This window comes from Bacillus sp. Y3 (assembly GCF_008123875.1).
GTDB classification, from domain to species: Bacteria; Bacillota; Bacilli; order Bacillales; family Bacillaceae; genus Bacillus; species Bacillus altitudinis.
Map to the genome: position 1 here is coordinate 821469 of NZ_VSSC01000001.1, position 24398 is coordinate 845866.

Annotated in this window: 20 protein-coding genes; 11 read left to right on the forward strand and 9 right to left on the reverse strand. The window is 41.5% G+C overall.

All coding sequences use genetic code 11. From position 1 onward, the window contains the following. On the reverse strand, nucleotides 1-1032 hold the full coding sequence (locus tag FXF70_RS04190; RefSeq protein ID WP_148779877.1) for an acyltransferase family protein: 1032 nt from the start codon (nucleotides 1030-1032) through the stop codon (nucleotides 1-3). A gap of 68 nt (nucleotides 1033-1100) precedes the next feature. Then, nucleotides 1101-1994 carry a LysR family transcriptional regulator gene (locus FXF70_RS04195; protein WP_148779878.1) on the reverse strand — a complete coding sequence of 298 codons (894 nt, stop codon included), beginning with the start codon at nucleotides 1992-1994 and terminating at the stop codon, nucleotides 1101-1103. Nucleotides 1995-2166: 172 nt separating this feature from the next. Between FXF70_RS04195 and FXF70_RS04200 the strand changes: the two genes are divergently transcribed. The 7 genes from FXF70_RS04200 (at nucleotide 2167) to FXF70_RS04235 (ending at nucleotide 11761) form a co-directional block, all read left to right on the forward strand. Further along, nucleotides 2167-3162 carry a LacI family DNA-binding transcriptional regulator gene (locus FXF70_RS04200; RefSeq protein ID WP_060781579.1) on the forward strand — a complete coding sequence of 332 codons (996 nt, stop codon included), beginning with the start codon at nucleotides 2167-2169 and terminating at the stop codon, nucleotides 3160-3162. 172 nt (nucleotides 3163-3334) lie between these two features. Continuing rightward, nucleotides 3335-4600, forward strand: a complete 1266-nt coding sequence (gene ganS, locus FXF70_RS04205; protein ID WP_008347347.1) for a galactooligosaccharide ABC transporter substrate-binding protein GanS — start codon at nucleotides 3335-3337, stop codon at nucleotides 4598-4600. Between the two features lie 145 nt (nucleotides 4601-4745). Next, nucleotides 4746-5984, forward strand: a complete 1239-nt coding sequence (locus FXF70_RS04210) for a carbohydrate ABC transporter permease (RefSeq protein ID WP_045033662.1) — start codon at nucleotides 4746-4748, stop codon at nucleotides 5982-5984. 1 nt (nucleotide 5985) lies between these two features. Then, nucleotides 5986-6828 carry a galactooligosaccharide ABC transporter permease GanQ gene (ganQ, locus tag FXF70_RS04215; protein WP_007497274.1) on the forward strand — a complete coding sequence of 281 codons (843 nt, stop codon included), beginning with the start codon at nucleotides 5986-5988 and terminating at the stop codon, nucleotides 6826-6828. A gap of 11 nt (nucleotides 6829-6839) precedes the next feature. Continuing rightward, nucleotides 6840-8048: a glycoside hydrolase family 53 protein gene (locus tag FXF70_RS04220; protein ID WP_008347353.1), complete on the forward strand. Its 1209-nt coding sequence runs from the start codon at nucleotides 6840-6842 to the stop codon at nucleotides 8046-8048. A 23-nt stretch (nucleotides 8049-8071) separates the two neighbouring features. Further along, a complete protein-coding gene (locus tag FXF70_RS04225) occupies nucleotides 8072-10138 on the forward strand; it encodes a beta-galactosidase (protein ID WP_148779879.1) in 2067 nt (688 codons plus the stop codon). 294 nt (nucleotides 10139-10432) lie between these two features. After that, nucleotides 10433-11761 (forward strand): CitMHS family transporter, encoded by a 1329-nt coding sequence (locus FXF70_RS04235; protein ID WP_148779880.1) that lies wholly within the window; start codon nucleotides 10433-10435, stop codon nucleotides 11759-11761. Nucleotides 11762-11804: 43 nt separating this feature from the next. On the opposite strand, the gene FXF70_RS04240 is transcribed toward FXF70_RS04235, so the two are convergent. The 7 genes from FXF70_RS04240 to FXF70_RS04270 all read right to left on the reverse strand — a co-directional run bounded on the left by FXF70_RS04240 (nucleotide 11805) and on the right by FXF70_RS04270 (nucleotide 18565). Next, entirely contained in the window at nucleotides 11805-12233 is a 429-nt protein-coding gene (locus FXF70_RS04240) for a DUF4064 domain-containing protein (protein WP_148779881.1), read from the reverse strand. Between the two features lie 26 nt (nucleotides 12234-12259). Continuing rightward, entirely contained in the window at nucleotides 12260-13210 is a 951-nt protein-coding gene (locus FXF70_RS04245) for an ABC transporter permease subunit (RefSeq protein WP_035390029.1), read from the reverse strand. After that, the gene (locus FXF70_RS04250) at nucleotides 13207-14136 is read right to left on the reverse strand and encodes an ABC transporter ATP-binding protein (RefSeq protein ID WP_081038934.1); all 930 of its coding nucleotides are present in this window, start codon (nucleotides 14134-14136) and stop codon (nucleotides 13207-13209) included. The genes FXF70_RS04245 and FXF70_RS04250 overlap by 4 nt, the downstream gene beginning before the upstream one ends. 328 nt (nucleotides 14137-14464) lie before the next feature. Further along, nucleotides 14465-14803, reverse strand: a complete 339-nt coding sequence (locus FXF70_RS04255; protein WP_017359922.1) for a zinc ribbon domain-containing protein YjdM — start codon at nucleotides 14801-14803, stop codon at nucleotides 14465-14467. Nucleotides 14804-14894: 91 nt separating this feature from the next. Then, complete coding sequence (locus FXF70_RS04260; protein WP_125589250.1) at nucleotides 14895-16034, reverse strand: glycerate kinase; 1140 nt, start codon at nucleotides 16032-16034, stop codon at nucleotides 14895-14897. Nucleotides 16035-16063: 29 nt separating this feature from the next. Then, entirely contained in the window at nucleotides 16064-17335 is a 1272-nt protein-coding gene (locus FXF70_RS04265; RefSeq protein ID WP_035703981.1) for a GntP family permease, read from the reverse strand. 117 nt (nucleotides 17336-17452) lie between these two features. Beyond that, nucleotides 17453-18565: a CdaR family transcriptional regulator gene (locus tag FXF70_RS04270; protein ID WP_148779882.1), complete on the reverse strand. Its 1113-nt coding sequence runs from the start codon at nucleotides 18563-18565 to the stop codon at nucleotides 17453-17455. 160 nt (nucleotides 18566-18725) lie between these two features. On the opposite strand from FXF70_RS04270, the gene FXF70_RS04275 reads away from it, so the two are divergent. From FXF70_RS04275 to FXF70_RS04290, 4 genes are all read left to right on the forward strand, one after another. After that, nucleotides 18726-19376, forward strand: a complete 651-nt coding sequence (locus FXF70_RS04275) for a TetR/AcrR family transcriptional regulator (RefSeq protein ID WP_008347371.1) — start codon at nucleotides 18726-18728, stop codon at nucleotides 19374-19376. A 69-nt stretch (nucleotides 19377-19445) separates the two neighbouring features. Further along, nucleotides 19446-20699, forward strand: coding sequence for an MFS transporter (locus FXF70_RS04280; RefSeq protein WP_148779883.1), 1254 nt, complete (start codon nucleotides 19446-19448; stop codon nucleotides 20697-20699). After that, nucleotides 20696-23023, forward strand: a complete 2328-nt coding sequence (locus FXF70_RS04285; protein ID WP_148779884.1) for an FtsX-like permease family protein — start codon at nucleotides 20696-20698, stop codon at nucleotides 23021-23023. Before FXF70_RS04280 ends, FXF70_RS04285 begins: the two co-directional genes overlap by 4 nt. A 13-nt stretch (nucleotides 23024-23036) precedes the next feature. Further along, on the forward strand, nucleotides 23037-23798 hold the full coding sequence (locus FXF70_RS04290; protein WP_041508039.1) for an ABC transporter ATP-binding protein: 762 nt from the start codon (nucleotides 23037-23039) through the stop codon (nucleotides 23796-23798). The last annotated feature ends 600 nt before the right edge of the window (nucleotides 23799-24398 follow it).

The following is a 24398-nucleotide window of genomic DNA, read 5'->3' on the forward strand; positions in this document are numbered from 1 at the left end:
CTAGCCCGGATTTTTATTATCTGCTTTTAATAAACTTTTAAATTTCAATCGCATTATGAAGTGAAAAGGCCAACCTAAAGGTTTGAAAGATAAAAATATTACCATCGGTATAGAAAAAAGAATATATAACTTTAGCCAATGTTGTTGAGAGATGGACACTAACCACTCGGTGAAATGAAAATGATGTAATATATATATGAAAGGCATATGTAGAATATATATTTGTAAGGTTCTCTGCCCAATTATAGTGAAAATTGTTTTCGACTTAGAGACAATAAACAAGCACGCTGTTGATAATATAACGGCTAAAAGATAAAAAACCATACGGTAAAAACCACCGTATATAGGTTGTTTTAAAACTTCATAAGAATTGCGTCCGGTTAAGAAACCCCTAAATTGATATATATATTCAATATTAAAAAACACAAATAAAAAAGAGATTATTAAAACCATCAGAGATAAAATTCTCAGCTTTTGCGAAGAAAGAAAAGTTACGAATTTATTCTGGTCTATGTAATAACCCAGTAGGAAAAACGGGAAAAATACAATAACTCTTGATAAAACTAAATAATCACCAACAAATGAGTCATATCCAATTAAAATTCCTGATAACACTGATAATAATACTAAAAATAAAGGTTTAATTTGTTTTAACACATAGGTTAAAATAATCCAAATAGACATAGCAAGTAAATACCATGGGGCATCAATCTCGTTGAATGTATTAAATCTTGTTTCTTCAACGGAAAATACATATTTAAAAAGAGCATACATGATCACTTCAAATAATAAATATAGCAAAAAATACGATATTACTTTTTCAACTTTAAATCTGCCACCATTAATAGTCGTTTTAATGAAATAACCTGATAAAAATATAAATAGCGGCATATGAAATATATAAATAAAAAAATATATAAATTTCATATTTGTAGAAGTATACACATAAAAATCTGCCAGATGACCTATTACTACTAAAGTAATAAGTAGTGCCTTTACATTATCTAGTTTATAATCTCTATTACGTATCAATTAACTAATCTCCTATATACTATAATTTCAATGATCCTTGCTTACTTTCAACATCTCCATCTAAAATGTTAGTTCACTCGCGTGTTCTCCTCCTTCAACAACTCAACAAGCAATTCCTTATTCTTATTCCCACCTGTCATCGGGGATTCGACATAGGAAAATGTCCGTTTAAAGTCCATTCCCCTCACAGAAATGACAGCCAATTCTCCGCCAATGCTGCCCCGCTGGAGCACATATTTAGATAAAACAGACAGCCCCATTCCATGAATGACAGCTTCTTTAATCGCTTGATTGCTGCTAAATGTCACAAAAGTCCGCGCTTTCAGTCCATTTGATTTCAAGACGTGCTGTAAGTATTCTCCTGTCCCAGATCCTTCTTCTCTTGTGATCCATGTTTCATTTTGCAATTGATCAATGGTGACATCCTTTTTCTTTGCAAACGGATGGTCTAATGGGGCAACGATATACAGTTCATCCTCTAGAAACGTTTCCACAGAGAGTTCTTTGTCATTGGTTTGTCCTTCGATCAGTCCGATGTCGACATGGAACAACCGAACATGTCTAGCGATCGCCTCTGTATTATCAATGACTACCTCAATATCAACATGCGGATAAAGCTGATGAAATTGTGCCAAGATTTGCGGCAGCACATACTCCCCAATGGTAAAACTCGCTCCAATCGTGAGCTTCCCTCGTGCCAGATGATGATGCTCATAAATATCCTGCTTCGCCTGTTCATATAAACGAATGATTTGTTTTGATCGATGGTACAGCATATCCCCAGTTGGCGTCACCGTTAATTGCTTTGGCGAACGATTGAGCAGAACCGTCTGAAATTCCTGCTCCAAGTTCTTAATGTGAAGACTGACACTCGGTTGAGAAATCCGTAGCTTCTGAGCTGCTTTTGTAAAGTTTTTCTCTTCTACCACTGTCACAAATGTCTTCAGTGCATCATAATACATCTGTCCCTCTCCTATCAGAAATCTTAATCCTACATCTTCAATACATATATCTTACTAATTCCTTTCGAGATCGTAAAGAACAGTCTAAACGCAATCAATTTAATAAAAATATTTACTAATTTTTTTAAAGACTCTATACTGAAAGGAGATATTTTCTATAGGAGGTGCTGACTTGGCAGCTAAAATAAAGGACATTGCGGAAAAAGCCGGATTATCCATCGCTACCGTGTCTCGCGTATTGAACCAAGATCCCAACCTATCTGTTACAGATCAAACACGTGAGAGAGTATACGCGGCAGCAGAAGCTTTGTCCTATCAAAAAAAGACATTCAAACATTCACTAAAAAAAATTGCCTTTCTCTATTGGATGACCGAAAAAGAAGAGCTTGAAGATATTTATTTTAAATCCATTCGTCTAGGCATCGAGGAACTCACCAATACCCGAAGCTTAAATGTTACCGCTTACAACCCATCTGATGGTCTTCATTCTATTGATCCTTCTACAGAAGGCATCATCGCCATCGGTCGATTTAAAAAAACTGAGCTGGATCAATTATATGCGATCACAAAACATATCGTCTTTATTGATACATCACCAGATGAAGACCGCTTTGATTCTGTAAAACCAAACCTGAAACGAATTGTAGAAAAGATTATTGATTCTTTTATCGAAAAACAGCACACATCCATCGGATTTATTGGCGGGACAGATCTTGATCTCAATACAAATAGACGTATTCCAGATATTCGTGAAACGACCTTCCGCCAGTACATGACAGCACACAACAAACTGGATGAACAATTGGTCTATATCGGTCACCACTTCTCTGTAGATGAAGGCTATTCATTGATGATGAAGGCGATCGACGAGCTCGGCGATCACCTGCCAACCGCTTTTTGTGTCGCAAGTGATCCTCTTGCGATAGGCTGTTTACAAGCATTAAATGAACGCGGTTTTTCTTTACCAAATCGAGTGAGTGTCTTTAGTATCAACGATATTCACGTCTCTCAATATGTGTCACCACCGCTCACAACTTATCACATCCATACCTCTTTACTTTGCGAAACAGCTGTCGATTTACTTTTAGAAAGACTTGTTGATGGCAGAACATTACCAAAAACCGTGCTGATTGCCTCAGAACCTGTCTTTCGGAAAAGCACGATATAAACAGCTGGAAGGCCTGCCGTATATGGTGGGCTTCTTTTCTCTTTATTTCAGTAAAAAATTTTACTTAATAAATTTAATAAAATGTGTTTACTTTTTTTACTCAAGTTGATATTCTCACATTAAGAAAGCGTTTTCTTATCATCTGTGAAAAAAGAACGAGAGGGGATTACGAATGAAAAAGGGAAAATGGGCGACATTATCGGCAGTCGTTGGTACTGCTGTGCTGCTGCTGTCAGCATGCGGACCAGGAGATGACAATTCAAGCGGTACACAGCCGGCATCTACAGGTACAAAGACCTTGCTAGTGTGGGAGGATGTCAAAAAGTCTGATGGGATTCAAGACGCTGTCAAAGAATTTGAAAAACAAAACGACGTGAAAGTCAAAGTAGTCGAAAAAGCATATGCCGACCAAATTGAAGCGCTTCGTCTTGATGGCGCAGCCGGCACTGGTCCAGATGTCATCACCATGCCTCACGACCAAATTGGATCAGCTGTCACAGAGGGATTGTTACAAGAAATCAAACCAGATCAAAAAGTGATCAATTCCTTCACAGACGAATCGATTCAATCACAAACGGTAGATGGTAAGCTGTATGGCCTGCCAAAATCCGTTGAAACCACTGTGCTTTTCTATAACAAAGACCTTGTGAAAAAGGCACCAACGACACTCGATGGCTGGTATGACCTTTCGAAAAAGCTGACAAAGGACGGGAAATACGGTTTTGTTGCGAAGTGGGATGAAATTTATTACGCACAAAGTGTATTAGGCGGTTCAGGCGGCTATATTTTCAAACAGAAAAACGATGGGTCTTATGACGTCAATGATATTGGTCTTAATAACGATGGTGCCATCGAAGGCGGAAAATACATTCAGACATTCTTTAGCGAAGGTCTTTTCCCGAAAGGCATCATTGGTGAGCAAGGAATCAATGTCCTCAATTCCTTATTCACTGAGAAAAAGGCAGCGGCTGTGATTTCTGGTCCATGGTCATTTGGTCCTTATAAAGAAGCGGGTATCGACTATGGCGTAACGGAATTGCCAACACTCCCTAACGGAAAACATATGAGCTCGTTCTTAGGTGTAAAGAGCTACAACGTCTCCTCTTATTCTAAAAATAAAGAACTTGCCGAGAAATTTGTTGAGTTTATCACGAACGAAAAAAATTCGAAAAAGCGCTTTGAAGTCACAGAGGAAATTCCACCAGTGAAAAAGCTGATGAAAGACCCAGTCATTACTGAAAACGCTAATGCGGATGCTGTTTCAAAGCAAACGAAATATGCCACGCTGACACCGAACAATCCAGAAATGGCAGAGGTGTGGAAGCCGATTGACAGTGCATTAGGACTGATTGCGACCGGCCGTACCGATGTGAAAAAGGCATTTGATGATGCGGTCAAACAAATCGACTCGCAAATTAAAGCGAATCACTCCAAATAAACATCAAGCGCAGGTAGCTGTTCATCTATCATGCTGCCTGCACTTGATCTAATTTCATATGAAGTAGGTGTTAGACGTGACGGGTAACCTTGAACTAGACCGCACACACATAGTGGAATCAAAGACACACCGGAGACGGGCGCTAATGTTCTCTCTTATACCCGGGATGGGGCAAATATACAACAAACAGTATGGCAAAGGGGCACTCTTTTTCCTGTTTGGCGTTTCTTTTCTACTTGTGTTTTATGATTTATTCAATATTGGCTTCTGGGGGCTGTTCACACTTGGTACGATGCTGCCTCGTGACAACTCTGTTTTCCTTTTAGCAAAAGGAATTATTGCACTTTTAACAGCTGGATTTGGCATCGGTTTTTATGTACTCATGATACGAGATGCATTTATGAACGGAAAGAAACGTGATCAAGGGGTTCCGCTTCATTCCATCCGTGCTCAATACCATCAGCTCATCGACCAAGGCTTTCCTTATTTAATGAGCACTCCTGCTTTCTTTTTACTTCTATTCTCTGTTGTCTTTCCTATTATGTTCAGCTTTGCGCTGGCCTTTACAAACTATGATTTATACCACTCGCCTCCTGCCAATCTCATTGATTGGGTAGGCATCAAAAACTTTCAAAATATCTTTTCAATCGATATTTGGAGAGACACATTCATTGATGTACTGGGCTGGACGGTCGTATGGACGTTGGCTGCATCGACCCTTCAATGTGCTGTCGGCATTTTTCTAGCGGTTCTGCTCAATCAAAAAGATTTAAAAGGAAAACGGTTTTTCAGAACGATTTTGATTCTGCCGTGGGCTGTTCCAGGATTTGTGACCATTTTGGTGTTTGCTGGATTGTTTAACGACACGTTTGGTGCGATCAACAATACCCTTTTTGCATCGATTGGAATTGATCCAAAACCATGGCTGACAGATCCATTTTGGAGCAAAATTGCTCTTATTGCGATGCAGACTTGGCTTGGTTTTCCTTTTGTGTTCATTATGACAACCGGCGTTTTGCAGGCCATTCCTGAAGATTTATACGAGGCTGCAACCATTGATGGGGCAAATTTCTTTCAGAAATTCCGTTCCATTACATTACCGCTTGTCCTCTATTCAATTGCACCTATATTAATCACGCAATATACGTTTAACTTTAACAACTTTAATATCATCTACTTATTTAATGGCGGAGGACCGCCTGTGGCTGGCTCAACTGCTGGGGGAACGGACATCTTAGTGTCTTGGATTTACAAACTGACGATGCAGTCTTCTCAATATGCACTCGCTGCCGCTGTTACGATCTTACTGTCAATCTTCGTCATTGCCATTGCACTTTGGCAGTTTAAGAGAACGAATTCATTCAAAGAGGAGGACATGATGTGATATGGGATCAAAACAAAATAAGCTCATTCGTCTGAGTATCACTTATTTCATCCTTTTCATCGCCTCCGTATGTATTCTATATCCACTCCTTTGGACGATCGGTGCTTCCTTTAATCCTGGGAACAGCCTGATGAGCACAAGCATGTTTCCGAAGAATCCAACGTTCAGCCACTTTACAGAACTCTTCTTCGGTCAGGGAGCACTTTATGCAAAATGGTATTGGAACTCAATGAAAATCAGTATTGCGACTATGCTCTTAACGTTGATCCTTGTTAGCTTTACAGGTTATGCCTTTTCTAGGTTCCGATTCAAAGGACGCAAGAATGGACTGATGCTCTTTTTGCTGCTGCAAATGATTCCTCAATTTTCAGCGCTGATTGCCATTTTTGTATTGGCTCAAATGCTTGGACTCATTAACAGCCACCTCGCATTGATTTTGATTTATGCAGGCGGACAAATCCCGATGAATACGTATTTAATGAAAGGTTATCTTGATGCGATTCCAAAGGATCTCGATGAATCAGCCAGAATGGATGGCGCAGGGCATTTCCGGATTTTCATCCAAATTATTATGCCACTTGCCAAGCCGATTTTAGCCGTTGTTGCCATCAACTCATTTACAGGACCGCTGGGTGATTTCATCATCTCCAGTGTCATTGTCCGTTCACCCGAAATGTATACGCTCCCAATCGGTCTATACAATCTTGTATCAGACAAAATGGGTGCCAGCTACACGACCTTTGCAGCCGGGGCTTTACTCATTGCGATTCCAGTTGCTTTATTGTTTCTTGTTTTACAAAAACAATTTGTATCCGGCCTCACACAAGGCGGGACAAAAGGATAAGGGGAGATTTGATGAAGAAATGGTTGCTTGTCACTGTTGTCGTTTTCTTTCTGATGGGGTTAGGTATTCTGCCTGAAGCAAAGGCTGATACGATTTCGGTGAAACCGATCAATGGATTGCAAGGTGATTTCATCAAAGGAGCCGATATCTCCATGCTCGCAGAAGTGGAGCGAAGCGGCGGCAAATACTACAACCAAAACTGGCAGCAGGTTGATCCGCTCAAGCTATTAAAAGAGAAAGGTGTCAACTATGTGCGCATCAGACTCTGGAACCATCCATACGACAACCAAGGCCGTGCCTATAACGGCGGGACAAACGATTTAAATACCGCCATTGCTCTATCGAAACGTGCAAAAGCACAAAATATGAAAGTGCTGCTTGATTTTCACTACAGTGATTTCTGGACCGATCCCGGTAAACAGTTCAAACCGAAAGCTTGGACCAATCTCTCGCAAAGCGATTTAGAAAAAGCGGTTGGCACTTACACAAACGATGTGCTCAAAGCGATGAAAGCACAAAATGCCCTACCAAATATGGTACAGGTCGGGAATGAATTGAATTCAGGTATGCTTTGGCCGAACGGAAAGAGCTGGGGTGAAGGCGGCGGTGAATTTGACCGGCTCGCTGCTTTGCTAAAAGCGGGAACAAATGCGGTCCGCTCTGTCGATTCAAACATCAAAATCATGCTTCACCTTGCACATGGAGGGGACAATGGCGCATCTCGCTGGTGGTTTGATGAAATCACCAAACGAGGCGTTTCGTTCGATACGATCGGTTTATCTTACTACCCGTATTGGGACGGGGGATTTAGCGGTCTTACTACCAATATGAATGATATTAGCGCCCGCTATAACAAAGATGTCATTGTGGTAGAAACCGCCTACGGCTTTACAACAGCAAATGGTGACAATCTCGATAACTCATTTAACCAAGATTCAGTCAATACGGCCGGTTATCCAGCATCACCACAAGGGCAGGCATCTTTTATACGAGATCTATCAGAAAAAATTTCACAAGTGAAAAACAATCGTGGGAAAGGGTTCTTTTATTGGGAGCCGCTTTGGATTCCAGCAAAAGGTGCTCCGTGGTCTAGTCAATACGGGCTCGCTTACATTCAAACAACCGGCACAGTCGGGAATGCTTGGGAAAATCAGGCCATGTTTGATTTCAACGGAAAAGCCCTGCCTTCTCTTGATGTATTTAAACAAATGACACCGTAATTAAACAGATAGGACGTGACAAAATGGGAAAGCGTTACCCACTCGTTCACCCAAATGTGAAAGGCTTTTTGCATGGTGGCGACTATAATCCTGATCAATGGCTTCATATGCCGGAGATCATTGACGAAGATTTTCGATTAATGAAGCTTGCACACTGTCAAACATTCTCTATCAACATTTTCGCTTGGAGCAAGCTCGAGCCAAAAGAAGGGGAATATGATTTTGCCTGGCTGGATGATATCATGGACCGCTTGGCAGCGCAGGGAGCTCACGCCATTCTCGCCACGCCAAGCGGAGCAAGACCTGCTTGGCTCTCGCAAACATATCCAGAAGTCTTACGCGTTGAAGCAAACCGCCAGCGCAACTTACACGGACTTCGCCATAATCATTGCTTTACCTCACCAGTTTATCGAGAAAAAACGAATACACTCAATCGTTTGCTTGCTGAACGCTACAAGGACCATCCAGCGCTGATCATGTGGCACATTTCAAATGAATACGGCGGCGAATGTCATTGTGATCTTTGCCAAGAAGCATTTAGAGACTATTTGAAAGACAAATACAACCATGACCTTGAAGCTTTGAATCAAGCATGGTGGACGGGATTTTGGAGCCACACCTTTACCGATTGGTCGCAAATCGAGTCACCAGCCCCTCATGGCGAGCACATGATTCATGGCATGAACCTAGATTGGAAGCGTTTTGTCACAGCGCAAACGATCAATTTTTATCAAAATGAAATTGAACCGCTGAGAGAATTAACACCTCATGTGCCAGTAACCACCAATTTTATGGGCGACTATCCGCATATGCGTCCATTCCTTGGACTGGATTATCATCAATTTGCAAAAGAAGTCGACGTGATCTCATGGGATAGCTATCCAGCATGGCATAGCGGCAGAGAAACCACTGCAGAATTAGCGTCAAACGTCGCCTTCGTTCATGATTTGTATCGTTCATTAAAGGGCGGTCAGCCGTTTCTTGTGATGGAAAGCACACCAAGCCTCGTGAACTGGCATGAAGTGAATAAGGTGAAGCATAAAGGAATGGCACACCTCTCTGCCATGCAGGCGATTGCCCACGGGTCCGACTCCGTCCTTTATTTCCAGTGGAGACAAGGCCGAGGCGCCTCTGAAAAATTCCACGGCGCCGTTGTGGATCATTCTGGACATGAACACACGCGCGTGTTTCAAGAAGTCGCTGATTTAGGAAAACAGCTGGAGCAGCTTCAGCCGATTGCGGGTACATCCGTTCAACCAGAAGTCGCCATCATATATGATTGGGAAAACCATTGGGCGATTGATGATGCGCAAGGCTTAAATAATACCAACAAACGCTATATAGAGGCTTGCCAAACTCACTATCGCAGTTTCTGGAAAAAGGGCATCCCTGTTGATATTGTCGGGATGGAAAAGGATTTCTCATCCTATCGAGTGCTTGTTGGGCCAATGCTCTACATGATCAAACCAGGCGTGGCAGAAAAGATCGAAGCATTTGTCAAAGAGGGCGGCATTTTTGTGGCAACATACTGGAGCGGCATGGTCGATGAAAACGACCTCTGTTTCCTCGGTGGTTTCCCTGGCCCTCTCCGCCATGTACTTGGTGTTTGGGCAGAGGAAATCAACACATTGATGCCAGATGAACACGTCTTAATGACCACAGGAAATGGACGCACCTACCATGTCGGGCAATATTGCGAATCCATTCACCCAGAATCAGCCTCTGTGTTAGGGCATTTTGAGAATGGCTGCTACGAAGGACAGCCCGCCCTTACTGTTCGTCCATTTGGCAAAGGGAAAGCATACTATATGGCTTCTGAAAATGAGCAAGCGTTTTATGATGATTTTTACGAAGATCTCATCACAGGAATAGGCATACAACCCATCCTATCCTCTTCGATTCCAGAGGGAGTCAGTGTCCAGAAACGAACAGATGGATCGCAGGACTTTGTGTTTATGATGAATTTTACAGAACAGCAACAGAACATTTCACTAGATTCAGCGGAAAGCTATGAAAATATGCTGACTGGACAGCATACATCTCAACGGTTACAACTGAATCCTTACGAATATGTTATTTTGAAAAAATAGTGTGAAAGAAGCGTCCATCCAAAGGGCGCTTTTTACTTTTAAGTGAATCTAAATACCTATAAAACATCTCCAGGCAGTAGATTATCAATAGAAGTATTATTTTTTATCTAAATTTTTTGACATATTGAACACCGCACCATGATTGGCCCCGCCATCCTTTTTTACCATTGTATAGGTATGAAAGCGGTTGCCTAATACTCATATTTTTGATACTCTTTTTTTCAATGCAAATGTGGGATTGCATTGGTAAAAAAACAAACAAATGTAAACGGTTTATTGTAGGGGGAGGGGCTTATGTTAACGTTTGTTGGATTGTTGATTATTTTAACGATTGTTGTTTTGCTGATTTGGGGGAAAGCAAGTCCAATTGTCGCCATGGTCATGGTGCCTTTAATAGGGGCGCTCATCGCAGGATTTGGTATCAATGACATTCAAACTTTCTTTGAACAAGGGATTATCAAAGTATTGCCAGTGGCGACCATGTTTATCTTCGCCATTTTATTTTTTGGCATTTTACAAGATACAGGGTTCTTTGAACCTGTAATTAAAGCGTTAATCAAGCTGACAAAAGGGAATGTTGTCACAGTTGCGATGGGAACTGCCTTGATTGGGGTCATCGCACACTTAGACGGAGCAGGCGCTACAACCTTTTTATTAACTGTACCTGCACTGCTTCCGCTTTATAAAAAATTACATATGAGTCCTTATTTATTGCTATTGTTAATCGGAACGAGTGCTGGATTAACCAATATGATTCCATGGGCTGGCCCCACAGGACGGGCAGCTAGTGTCCTAAATATGGACCCATCTGAACTGTGGGTACCGCTTATTCCCATTCAGCTGATCGGGGTCGTGCTCGTATTAGGAATGGCATTCATTTTAGGAAAAAGAGAAGAAAAACGAATTCGGGTGAAAATCGCGGCAAATGAAATAGCTGCTGTCCAATTAGAAGGCGCCGATTGGGATCGTGCTATTCAATCGATCAGCGAAACAGGCGATGCGTCTTTAAAGCGTTATCACTTAATCTGGGTCAACTTCATTCTATTTTTAGCTGTTGTTGTCCTTCTCGTGCTGAACGTGATTCCTGCTAGTTATATGTTTATGATTGGTCTTTCACTAGCACTTCTGATTAACTTTCCAAATGTGAATGTACAAATGGAGCGAATTAAGGCGCATGCCCCGAGTGCACTAATGATGGCAGCTGTAATTTTCTCCGCAGGTTCTTTTTTAGGAATTCTTGAAGGAACGGGCATGCTGAAGGCGATTGCAGTGGACAGTATTCACATTTTGCCAGCTTTCTTACTGCCATTTTTACATATCATTGTGGGGATATTTGGGGTTCCGCTTGATATGCTGACAAGTACGGATGCCTATTATTATGCACTCTTGCCGATTGTCGAATCGATTACATCAGAGGTTGGTGTGTCAGGGACATCTGCGGCATACGCCATGATGATTGGAAATATCATCGGCACCTTTGTCAGCCCCCTTGCACCTGCTGTATGGCTTGCCATCGGTCTTGCAGGGGTCGATATGGGGAAACATATCCGCTACTCCTTCTTTTGGATGTGGGGGTTCAGTATCGTTTTACTCATCATCGCCAAACTGATTGGCATCATATAAAAAGAAAGACATGCGCAAACCAGCGCATGTCTTTTTCTTTGAATTATGAAGGATATTCACTTGTGTGAATGTCTGTTTTCGGTTTTCTAATTAGTGACATCAATCCAACGATTAGCAACAAGATCATCGGAACGAAAGCAAGACCAACAGTTCCAATTAAAAGAGTCACAGCCGAAACCAAGAAAAGAATACCAGAAAGCACGGCACGGCGGTCTGTTTTCAAAACAATCACACCAACAAGGGCTAAGACAGCCGCAATTGCGGAAACAACCATAAACTGAACGCCAAAGGCATAAACCGATGCCTCAAGTGTTTCAACTGGCAAGGCGCTGCCTTCCTCTTTTAACACTTCATTCAATTCTTCATAAACTGCTGGGTCCACAGAGAGCATCAATGCCCCAAAACCAACACCAATTACGTTGAGGACAATACTGATAATCCCCATAATTTTTTCACCTTTACGCTTAATCATTGATAGAAACCTCCTAAAAAGTTAAATTAACCTGTTTTTACTTCTCGCTTTTGGAAGACGATTAAAGCAACCGCCAAGAAGATAGCCCAATAAATGACTAGGACCGTTAGTGAGAAACCTAGGGACATGTCTTCGATAAAAGTAGGTGTTTCTGCGAAATACTGTGCAGGATCGTTGGCAAACAATAAATATTTCGCCCAATCAAAGAAGAACATCAAAATGCTTGTGATGGATGCTCCCACAACATAGGCTAATACACTAATCGCTATGGAAATGGCCTCACTTCTAAACACCGTTGAGATGGCAAAAGAAAGTGTCCCTAATACAACAAACATAGCACAATGCGCCAAATAATAAGAGACCATATTTGCAAACTGAGACCGTTCAATGACTTCACCATTTTGATAAGCCAAATACACATAATCATTGTTTAGTCCAAAGAATATCGCACCTAAGATAAAGGATAAGATAAATAGGACAGCGATCAAGAAAAGTGAATATAGTTGAACGGTAAAGTATTTAGACAAAAGAACCTTCAACCTGGATGGTGGACGAATCAATAATAATTTAATTGTACCATGCTTATATTCAGCCGAGACAATTGTGGCTGCAATAATAATCACAAATACACCGACCAGCTGAAGCAAATTAGCATTTGTTTCCACATAAGTCCATGCATTTTTACCGAATTGATCGGCTGGAGGTAAATCATGTTTGATTCGATACTCATTGATCGCTATTTCGGTTTCAAGGGATCTCTTATAAAAGCTTATATTATCCTCTTTCAATTCTTGCTTCTTTGCTTTATTGATTTCTTGCAACTCAGTTTTCCAATCACCGGATGCTTGATCTCCGTCATTTGTCTTAACAGCAAAAATCAACGTCGCAATCATACCTAAAACAAGAAGCCCCACCATAATCCAAGTACCCACACGATAACTGATTTTCATCCACTCGTTTTGAATGAGGCGAATCATACGTCTGCCTCCTTTTTACCTGTTAAGCTTAAGAACTTATCTTCTAAGGTTTGTTTTTCTATTTTGATTTCGTACAAATGAATAGAAGCCTCGCTCAAATGACGAATCAATTGTGGCATTTTCTCTTCTAGGATGGAGAAGAATAAGTACTGCTCCTCTTCTCTAACTGTGATGCCTTCCTCAAATGCTTTAATGAGCTTTTGAGTTTCTTCTAGCTCACTTGATGCTACTTTCATACGATAGTTGACCAAATCATCCTGCTTCGTTTCTGCACGCTGATCCTCAATCGCAATCAGCTTTCCTTTTTGGATAATGGCGAAACGATCACACATCAATTCCATTTCTGACATGAGGTGACTTGAAACAATGACAGCAAGCCCTTCTTCCTTTGCCAGCCTTCTCAAGTAATCTCGTATCATACGAATTCCCTCTGGATCTAGTCCATTGGTCGGCTCATCTAAGATTAGCAGTTTCGGTTTATGTATCAATGCCTGAGCAATCCCCAAACGCTGCTTCATTCCTAATGAAAACGTACGGACACGCTTATGTTTCACATGCTGCAAACTAACTAGTTCTAGCAGTTCATCAATTCGACCTTCATCCACTTTTCCATTCATTCTGGCAAAATGAACAAGGTTTTGTCTCGCCGTTAAATGATTATACATTTCTGGATTTTCAATAATTGCACCGACATCTTGGATGGCATGCTGATATGAGGTTTGAATACTATGACCATTAATCAGAATGTCACCAGATGTAATGGGAGAAAGACCGACCATCATGCGAATGGTTGTCGTTTTTCCTGCGCCATTCGGCCCTAAGAAGCCAAAGACTTCGCCCGCTTGGACAGAGAAACTCAAGTCTTGAACAATCTTTTTCCCGCGAATATGCCTAGATACATTTTGCAGTTCTAAAACGTTCGTCACGTTACCTCTCCTTCTTTGTCTAAGTATCATCTATCATCTATTTCCTGATAAACACCATGATCCGTCAAAAATAGAAGAACACTTCCATATGGTACAGCAATGCCCAAAAGTTGTGAAGGGGATTAGGCAAAATTTAGAGAGTCATCTGCCTTTTTTAAGGTAGGGTTAAGAAAAGCGTGAATTTTTATAAGAAAAGAGGCTTGATTTTTTAAAAAAAGAATCATTTTCAACAGGTACATATGTATGAAATGATGTTTAAGATTATACCTTTCACCTATAAATATCGAAATAAAAAAGAGGCTGATGATCGACAGCCTCTTTTCATATATTATACTTTCTTCACAAACTCCGATTTTAACTTCATCGCGCCAAAGCTAGGAATTTTACAATCAATGTTATGATCGCCTTCGACTAAACGAATCCCTTTGACCTTCGTCCCTATTTTTAAAACCGAAGAAGAACCTTTGACTTTTAAATCTTTAATCACAGTGACCGTGTCACCATCACTTAATAGATTTCCATTCGCATCTTTGACAACAAGCTGCTCCTCTGCCGCTTGTTCTTGTTCTAGCGACCATTCATGCGCACATTCTGGACAAATAAGCATGCTGCCATCCTCGTATGTATAGGTTGAACTGCACGATGGACAATTCGGTAGATTAGACATTTGTGTTTCCTCCAACTTTTTTTCATTTAGAACCATTTTACCACATTTCTATAGAAAGAAATGTGATAGAAAAGGAAACATTTTTCATCATTTACTTATCTCTTCCAAATGTCATGACGGCCGCAATATTCCGCGCTGTTCTCTCTACATGCACACTAGCATCATGCATGGCTTCAGCCAGAGTCGTGACGCCAGGGACAATACTAAAAAGTGCATCAATGCCATGATCATGTACGACTGCACTGTCTTTTGAGAGGGACCCAGCGATGCCAATGACAGGGAGTCCATATTGTTTCGCAGCTTTGGCTACACCGATCGGCGTTTTGCCGTAAATGGTCTGCTGATCAATCCGGCCTTCCCCTGTAATGACTAGGTTAGCGTCCTTTAGTACGTCAGCAAAATGTACGGCTTTCAGTACAATATCGATTCCCTTTTGCAGATCAGCCTGTAAAAAGCCTAATAAACTCGCGCCCAGTCCTCCTGCCGCTCCTGCACCTGCTGCATCACCAAAGGAGACATGAAGATGCTGCTTAGCCACTTGTGCAAAATGAGATAAATTCTTGTCCAACAGTTGAACCATTTCTGCATCTGCTCCCTTTTGAGGACCGAACACAGCAGACGCTCCTCTTTCACCCGTTAAAGGATTGTCCACATCACACGCCACTTCCAGACGGACGGATCGCAATCTTGGATCCAGTCGAGATAGATCAATAGAAGCTAATTGATTCAGTGATCCACCGCCCGGCGTGAGGTGTTGGCCTGCTTTATCGAGAAAAGAAGCACCTAAACCTTGCATCATGCCAACGCCGCCATCATTTGTTGCGCTTCCGCCAAGCCCAATGATTAAATGCTTCGCTCCTTTATCCAGCGCTGCAAGCATTAATTCTCCTGTCCCTCTAGACGTCGTGAATAAGGGGTTCCGTTTTTCTGGCGGGACAAGATGTAATCCTGATGCTGCTGCCATCTCTATGACAGCTGTCTGCCCATCTCCCAACATACCAAAAAAGGCATCTACAGGTTTGCCAAGCGGGCCTGTGACCACTTGCTGGACAATGGTTCCGCCTGTCGCATCCACTAACGATTGAACTGTGCCTTCTCCTCCATCTGCCATTGGGATTTTCATATATTCTGCATATGGCAAAATAGAGCGAAATCCTCGTTCGATGGCACATGCTGTCTCATAAGCAGATAAACTTTCTTTAAATGAATCTGGTGCGATCACAATTTTCATCCAAAAACCCCTCGTTTCTCATTAAGTCCTCAGCCGAACAGCTGGAAAATACCAAAGATAATGGTCGATACCACAGTTAATGTCAAACCAATTAACGATTCAAAGGGCATTAATTTCAACCGTTCTTTTATATCCATTTGAACACTTCCCGCCGTTGCATGGAAAAAGCTTCCGTGCGGCATATGATCGAGAACAGTTGCGCCAGCGTGAATCATAGCTGCGCCTGAAAGGGCAGATACACCAAGTCCAATAAGAGTTCCGCTAAATACACCACTTGCAACTGCCGTCCCTGCAGTTGTCGAAGCTGTGGCTGCCGACATAAAAATTCCAGACGTTGGTGCAAGCAAGTAAGGAGGTAATCCCGAAGCGTCAAGCGCCTGAATAAATACCTCTTTCATGGAAGAATTCGATACAATTCCAGCTAATGTGCCTGTCCCTAGTAACATGATCGCTACACCTGACATTTTATGCAGCCCTGACATCGCATAATCATTGAGAAACTTCCCTTTTTTCATGAAAAGAGCGCCAACAATTCCTCCTATTGGTAAGGCAATCATTGGATCAATATTTATTTGAAACAACGGTCTTAAGGCTAACAAGAGAATGGTCACCAGCGGGCCTATAAGCGCTTGTAGAAAACCAGGTACTTGAACCTCGCCTTGGTCAGCTCCCTCTTCCAAAACAGGTGTCCCTTTATTCGCAAGCTTTTTGGCTAATACATACGTGACGGCTATCCCGAAAATAGCCGGTATGACACCTGCCGCCATCAGGGAAGTAAGCGGTACACCAAAGGCATCAGAGGCTGCAATGGCATTCGGATTCGGTGACATGATATTCCCCGCCTTCCCTCCTCCAATCATCGCAAGTAAAATCCCCGTTTTAGAAAGTTTTGCACGCTTGGCAATGGCAAGTGCGATCGGTGCTACTGTAATGACTGCTACATCTACAAAAACACCCACCGTTGTTAAAATCATTGTTGCAAGTGCGAGTGCTAAAAGTGCCCTCGCCTCTCCAAGCTTTTTCACGATGGCCTCCGCAATAGATAACGCAGCACCCGACTCAATTAAAACCCCTGCCAGTACACCTGCCGCCATGATTCGGAGAACAGCCGGAATCATGTCCTTTGCGCCTTCCATCATGACGTTCACGGTCTGCACAACATCTACACCGCCAACCAAACCGCCAATAAATGCACCTGCCAGCATGCCATAAGCAGGTGATACTTTTTTTAGAATAAGAACAATAGCGATTACAAGCGCAGTCAATGCGCCCAATGTACTCACTGTCACATCTCCACCCATACTCCATCCCTCCTGATTGTCTTTTCTTAATTGTAAGCGTTTACTCATTGGGATCGAGTTGTGAATCCAGATGAACTTCTTTTATTTATTTCTTCTTCCAGTTGTGCAAATGCACAATTAAGACAATTGATTGTCCAATTGTGCTATGTACAGCTCCATCAACTGTTTCACATGACGAGGGTCTTTTCCGGTCAATGTCTGGATTTTATCTAAACGATATCGCAGTGTATTACGGTGAATAAATAGACGATCAACGATTCTTTGTAAATCCCCGCCCTCTTCAATGTAAACCTTTAACGTTTGAACGAGCTCCATTTCTTGTATCAGCGGATGATAAAAATCACTCCACCGTTTGCCCTCTTTGGCGGCTCTCGCTTTTATAAACAAGCTTTCAAGCTGATAAGATTCAAAGACATATATGTTTTCCTCTGGATGGAGCACCTTTCCTAACCGCAGGGCCTCTCTCGCATGCTGAAAGGACAACGGTAATTGACTCATGTCCTCAGCGACAGTTCCTACACCCACTAGCACTTGTCCATCAACTGCACCTGCCATTGTTTGTTGCAGCTGTTCGATCACATGCTTGAATTGATGGTCACATATCGGCTGTCTTAACAGGATTAATTCATGACGGAAGGTCATGCCTAGTAAATCATCCGCATTCTTATCGTATTGAATGGCATGCATCATTTTGTGTACAGTATCCTCGGACGATGGAATCGGCTGAAAAACAATAGCCATTCGCCGCTTGTCTAGATCCATTCCAAGCCAGTCAGCACGGTGCTTCAACTGATGATCACCCATGTCAGACTCGGAGATGAGCTGATTCACAATTTCACTCTCTATTCGCTGCCGCCACTGGAAGCGTTCAAGTAGAAAAGACTGCTCTAATACGAGTTCAGCTGCCATTTTCACCAGCTCGGCATGATGACGAATGTCCCCTGGCTCACCCGTAATCCCAATGACACCAACGACTTGTTCGTGAAAGCAAATAGGCAGATTGATTCCAGGTCTCACGCCTTTTAAGCGGCGGGACGTCTCCTGATCAATCTCCACACTATCTCCGCTTGACAGCACTAGACGTGCTCCATCATGTTTTTGTCCAATCCTTTTTCGTTCACCAGACCCAATAATGACACCATCTGCATTCATGACATTGATGTTTTGATGTAAAATATGCATCGTACGTTCAACCATCTCTTGCGCCAATTCACTGGTTAAAAATTGCATTCTGCATCTCTCCTGAAGGGGTTTTCATTCAATGTATCATAGTGTCATTGCACAATAAATGCAAAGCTGAAAAAAACAGCCATTGACAAGGATACGCCAAAAAGTGTTTAATCAAATCAAGGGACCGACCGACAGTCTAGTCAAAAGAAAGGATGGCTTTATGAGAACCGTTAAACATCCTGAGGAACGCAAAAATGACATCTTAAATGCAGCAGAGAAGCTTTTTTCAACCAAAGGCTATCAGCAAACCACAATTATTGACATCCTCAAAGCCGTTGGCATTGCAAAAGGCACATTCTATTATTACTTTACTTCCAAAGAAGAAGTGATGGATGCAATCATTGACCGGATCATAAAAGCAGATATCATCGAGGCAAAGCGTATTGCCGCTGATCCAGATATCTCAGTGGTCGATAAATTATTTCGCATCATCATGGCACAATCTCCTAAACAGGGCAGCCATAAAGAAGGCATGATCGAACAATTTCATCAGCCTGCTAATGCAGAGATGCATCAAAAAAGCTTGATCAAAGCCATTACAGAGCTATCACCCGTTTTAGCAGAAGTCATTCAGCAAGGTGTAGAAGAAGGGATATTTCAAACGGATTACCCACAAGAAACTGTCGAATTTCTCCTCGCTTCTGCACAGGTTATCTTTGATGAGGGACTTTTCCAATGGACCACAGCGGAAAGCATACAACGGGCGCTAGCATTTATCGCAATCCTTGAAGCCTCTTTACATGCAGAAAAGGGAAGTTTCTCCTTCCTTCTCCAACGTTTAACTGGAGAACCGGAAGACAATAATCAGTGATTGGTCACTTCAATACCAATCCTGCATACATTATAGACTGACGGTCGGTCTAAAAGGAGAGTGATTTTCATGTCGTCATCAGCCAAAAATGGTTCCACCCACTTTATCTACCTCGTTCTCGGGCAAATTATTTCCGTTTTCGGGTCTTCCTTGATTCGTTTTGTTCTATCTTTACACGTCTTGGATATAACACATCGTGTTGATTTATATGCTCTGCTTTTCGCTTTATCCAATATCCCGCTCCTCCTTTCGCCATTAGCAGGAGCAATTGCTGACCGGTTTAACAGAAGAAATTTGATGATTTTATTCGATGTTCTTACTGGCATTATGATTCTGGCTTTTTATTTCTGGTTATTTTCAGGTCATGATTCACTTTATATGATTGGAGCCGTCATGATTCTCCTTGGTGTCATGAGTACATTTTATGCTCCTGCTGTGATGTCCAGTATTCCTCAGCTAGTGAAAGAAGAAAAATTAGAACAAGCAAATGGCATCGTGAATGGCGTGCAGGCCCTTTCAGGTGTTGTCGCTCCTATCATTGGCGGCGTTTTATACGGACTCATTGGGAGCCAGGTCATCATAGGTGCTAGTAGCATTGTATTTTTTCTATCAGCATGCATGCTTTTACGGTTAAATATCTCTTTCTCACCTAGCCCACTCGCAGAACCGATGACCAAAGTACTCTTGAAAGATATGAAACAAGGATTTTCCTATATCGGAAGCCAGCCATTTTTAAAAAGAGCCATGCTGCTTGCAGCGCTGCTAAATTTCATCCTCACACCATTTTTTATCGTTGGAGGTCCCATTATTTTAAGGGTCACAATGAAAAGCAGTGACATCATGTATGGAATAGGAATGGGCATCATTGAGTTTGCCGTCATCGCAGGCGCCCTGCTAGTTGGGCTTGTAGCGAAACATTGGCGCATTCCTACTTTGTATCGCTGGCTGCTCGTCATCGCAGTCATTTTGCTGCCTGTTGCTTTTTCAACATCCAAGGTGGCTCTTCAATTTGGGACATTTCCAGCCTATTTTCTCTTTTTAGCAGGGTGTCTCCCAATTGCCATGCTGCTCACCATAATTTCGATCGTTGTCATCTCACATGTGCAAAAGAAAACACCCAATGCTCAATTAGGAAAAGTCATGGCCAATCTGACAATGGTCTCTCAATGTGCTGCACCGCTCGGTCAAATGATGTACGGGTTCTTGTTCAACACTTTTTCCGCCAGCATGTATGTGACCGTGTTAATCGTCAGTGCCTTGATGTTTGCACTTGCCTTCCTTACAAAAAATATGCTTCGACATGAAGGAGAATCAGCCTCATGAGATTGACGTTTATCAAGAAAGACCTAACCCGCCACCGTCTCATTTCAATCGGCTTAACCCTTTGCATCATGATGACATCATTTTTAGCAACAAGCGCTGCGCAAATGACAGTTCAGTTGAATGGTTCCATTTCTGATCTACTCCAATCAGCCAAAGCACCAGACTTTGTCCAAATGCACGATGGCAGCTTAGATGAAAAAGCGGTCGATATATTTTCAAATAAACAGTCGATGGTAAAGGCACATCAAATTGTTCCAATGATTCCGATCGAACATGTCAGCATCAAGTTCGGGCAGGAGCCTGCTCAAGCGGGTGTGATGGATCATTTATTTGTAAAACAAAATCGCTATTTTGATTTTCTTTTAAACGAACGAAATGAAAAGCTCACTGTCAATAAAGGAGAAGTAGCAGTCCCTATTTATTTTCAACAAAAATACCATTTAAAGATTGGCGAAAGGTTACTCATTACAAAAGGCTCTCATCAATTCTCTTTTCAAATCAAAACATTCTTACGAGATGTCCAAATGAATCCAAGTCTTGTCAGTTCAAAGAGATTTCTTCTGCATGATGCGGACTGGGCGACACTGAATCAAGTGTTTCAAAAAAAGGAGTACTTAATTGAATTCTTATTGCATGATGCTAGTCAAGCAGATGCTTTTCAAACACTCTATCAATCATCTGAGCTGCCACAACAGGGCCCTGCTGTCACATTATCCCTGCTTCGCATGCTGAATGCCCTAACAGATGGTATGGTGATCGCCATTCTCCTTCTTGTCTGCTTTCTGCTCATTAGCATTTCCCTCCTCTCTCTTCGTCTCGCTATGACGGCCGCTATAGAAGAGGATGAACGTGAAATTGGAATCTTAAAAGTACTAGGAATCCCTTTATCAAAAATCAAACAATTATACGTTGGGAAGTATGCTGTGCTTGCCTGTATAGGATGTATAGCAGGATATTTGATGACACTCATGTTTGGTGATTTGTTTACAGCCAATATTCAGCAATATATGGGGAATCGCCTCTCTTTTATTCATCAGGTGATCCCGCTTTTGGTGTCAATTTTGACGGCAATGATCGTCATCTCATTCAGCTATACTGTCCTAAGAAGATTTGGTCAAATATCAGCAGCTCAAGCCATTCAAGGCGGCATAAGCTCACCAAGCCATAAAAAACAAATTCCTATGCACCTCCAGAAAAACAGATTCCTCCCAGTCAATTTTTGGTTTGGTTTGAAAGATCTATTCTCGCGAATAAAGATGTATTCAACAATTACCTGTATTATTGCGCTTTGTACATTTTTAATGTTAATGCCGATTCAGTTATGGTACACATTACAATCACCCGATTTCGTCACATATCTTGGCTCAGGAAAAAGTGACCTTCGAATTGATATTCGGCAGGGAAACCATTTAGAGAAAAGTACAAATAAAATAGAGTCTATGATTAGCGTAGACCAAGACATTCAAACATCTGCCGTCTATGAAACAACTTCTCTACAAGCCAAAACAATGGAGAATACACTAGAAACGCTCTATTTAGAAACAGGTGATCTATCAGCATTCCCTCTCACCTATTTACAAGGACGGGAACCGTTGAAGGAGGAAGAGATTGCTTTATCGGTGTTAAGTGCTGACTCACTTCATAAAAAGATAGGCGAAAAAGTCACTCTCGCCACAAATGGACAGCAAGTTCAAAAAATAGTTACCGGCATTTATCAAGACGTCACCAACGGAGGGAAAACAGCTAAATCATTATCTCAGCCTTTTCCTCATTCATCCCTTTGGAAAACCATTCAAATACAATTAAAACAAGGAATAGATATGGCAGGGAAAAAAGCAACACTTGAAACAAATATGTCTCCTGCAAAAGTGACGGATATGAAAGAATATGTGCATCAAACAATAGGAAGCACCGCATCTCTAGTAAAAGTGATTGCATTATTTTCAACCATCGCAGCTTTTGGAACAGCCAGCCTCATGTTAATGATGTTTCTGCACATGTTAAGGGCGAAAGATTTAAATCGTACTCACTTGTTAAGGACGATTGGTTTTTCTCAAAAAGATTTAACCTATCAATACTTAACAAGTTTTATCGTCGTTCTCTCTATTGGTGCCTTCATTGGAGCAATCGCTGTTCATACTATTGGTCCGGCGTTGATGAGTGCAGGCGGCGCATCATTAGGAGCGTCCAGCCTTCAGTGGTTAGCCCCGAAATGGGTTTGGATCGTGTATCCTCTCCTGCTGTTTATGGTGAATTTAACTGTCATCTCGTGGTTATTGAAGTCCTTTTTTTCTAGTAAAATCAGCCGTCATACACTTTCATAAGGAGATGTTTCACATGGAACAATTAATTGAAGCGAAACAATTGTCTTTACAAATTGATTCATTAAAAGGACAAAAACAGACCATTCTTAGAAATATTCACTTAACCATTAAACGTGGAGAATTTGTCACCATTATGGGACCTTCAGGGTGCGGAAAAACCTCTTTGCTTTATCAACTTAGCGGTATAGAGACATCCTCCAGAGGGGAAATCAAATATAAAGGTCAACTGCTATCAGAAATGACAGACAAACAGTTAACAGCTTTGCGCTTATCAGAGATGGGATTCGTCTTTCAACACAGCCACTTACTAAAAAACCTCAATCTATTTGATAACATCATTGCTGCAGCTTACTTAGCGAAGAAAATGCCGAGAAAAGAAATCAATGAACGAGCGAAATATTTAATGGAGAAACTTGATATTGATCATTTAGCTGATAGATATTTATCAGAAGTATCAGGAGGACAGCTCCAAAGAGCCTCTATCTGTCGAGCTCTTATGAATGAACCAAACATTCTTTTTGCCGATGAGCCCACAGGTGCTCTTAATTCAAGCACGACAAAGGAAGTCATGGATATTTTTTCACAAATCAATTCTGAAGGAACAACTTTGCTTCTCGTCACCCATGATCCAAAAGTGGCCCTTTGCTCTGAAAGAATTTTGTTTATGAATGACGGTGAAATTTCAGCCCATTTAAATTTAGGAAAATACGATCGCTTCACCGCTGAGAAACGAGAGGCCTTGTTAAACAAGTGGTTACAAAACTTAGGGTTTTAATTGGTGTCAAACAGGCAGCTTTCTGCCTGTTTTATTTTTTCTTACACTCAAAGGAGTAATCCATAGTCAAAGTATTTGTTTCTAGTATGATTTTGCCGTCTTCTTGTTGACAAGATTCTGTCAGCAACTCAATTTCTTTGCTATAAAAGTATCTCTTTGAGATATAAAGAGTGACTAAAACAAGTAAAAGCGTTGTCATCACAATTGTCATTTGCCAGTTTAACATTTGAAATCTTTTTTTCATTTCAACATCCTTTCTGAAAGGTCAACACTTGTCTCGGATATTCACCTTTCTCAGTAACTACCAGTTTCTTTTCCAAAATCATCTAGCAACATCATAACTGATTTTCCCTTCTAGATCGACCTTTCATTGTTCTTCTCTCATAGCTAAAATAGCTTTATTTCATATATTCGGATGGTATTTTCGACCATAAACTTAAAACTAATAGTACCTATCACATTTTTAGACTTCCAAAAAAAGATTTTACTCATTTGAATAAACAATCAATCATCATTACAATAACGTACATCTCATGACATAAGGTCCTTTTTATTACCTCCTGTCAATCACCTCCCAGAAACGATTATATTTTACCAAAA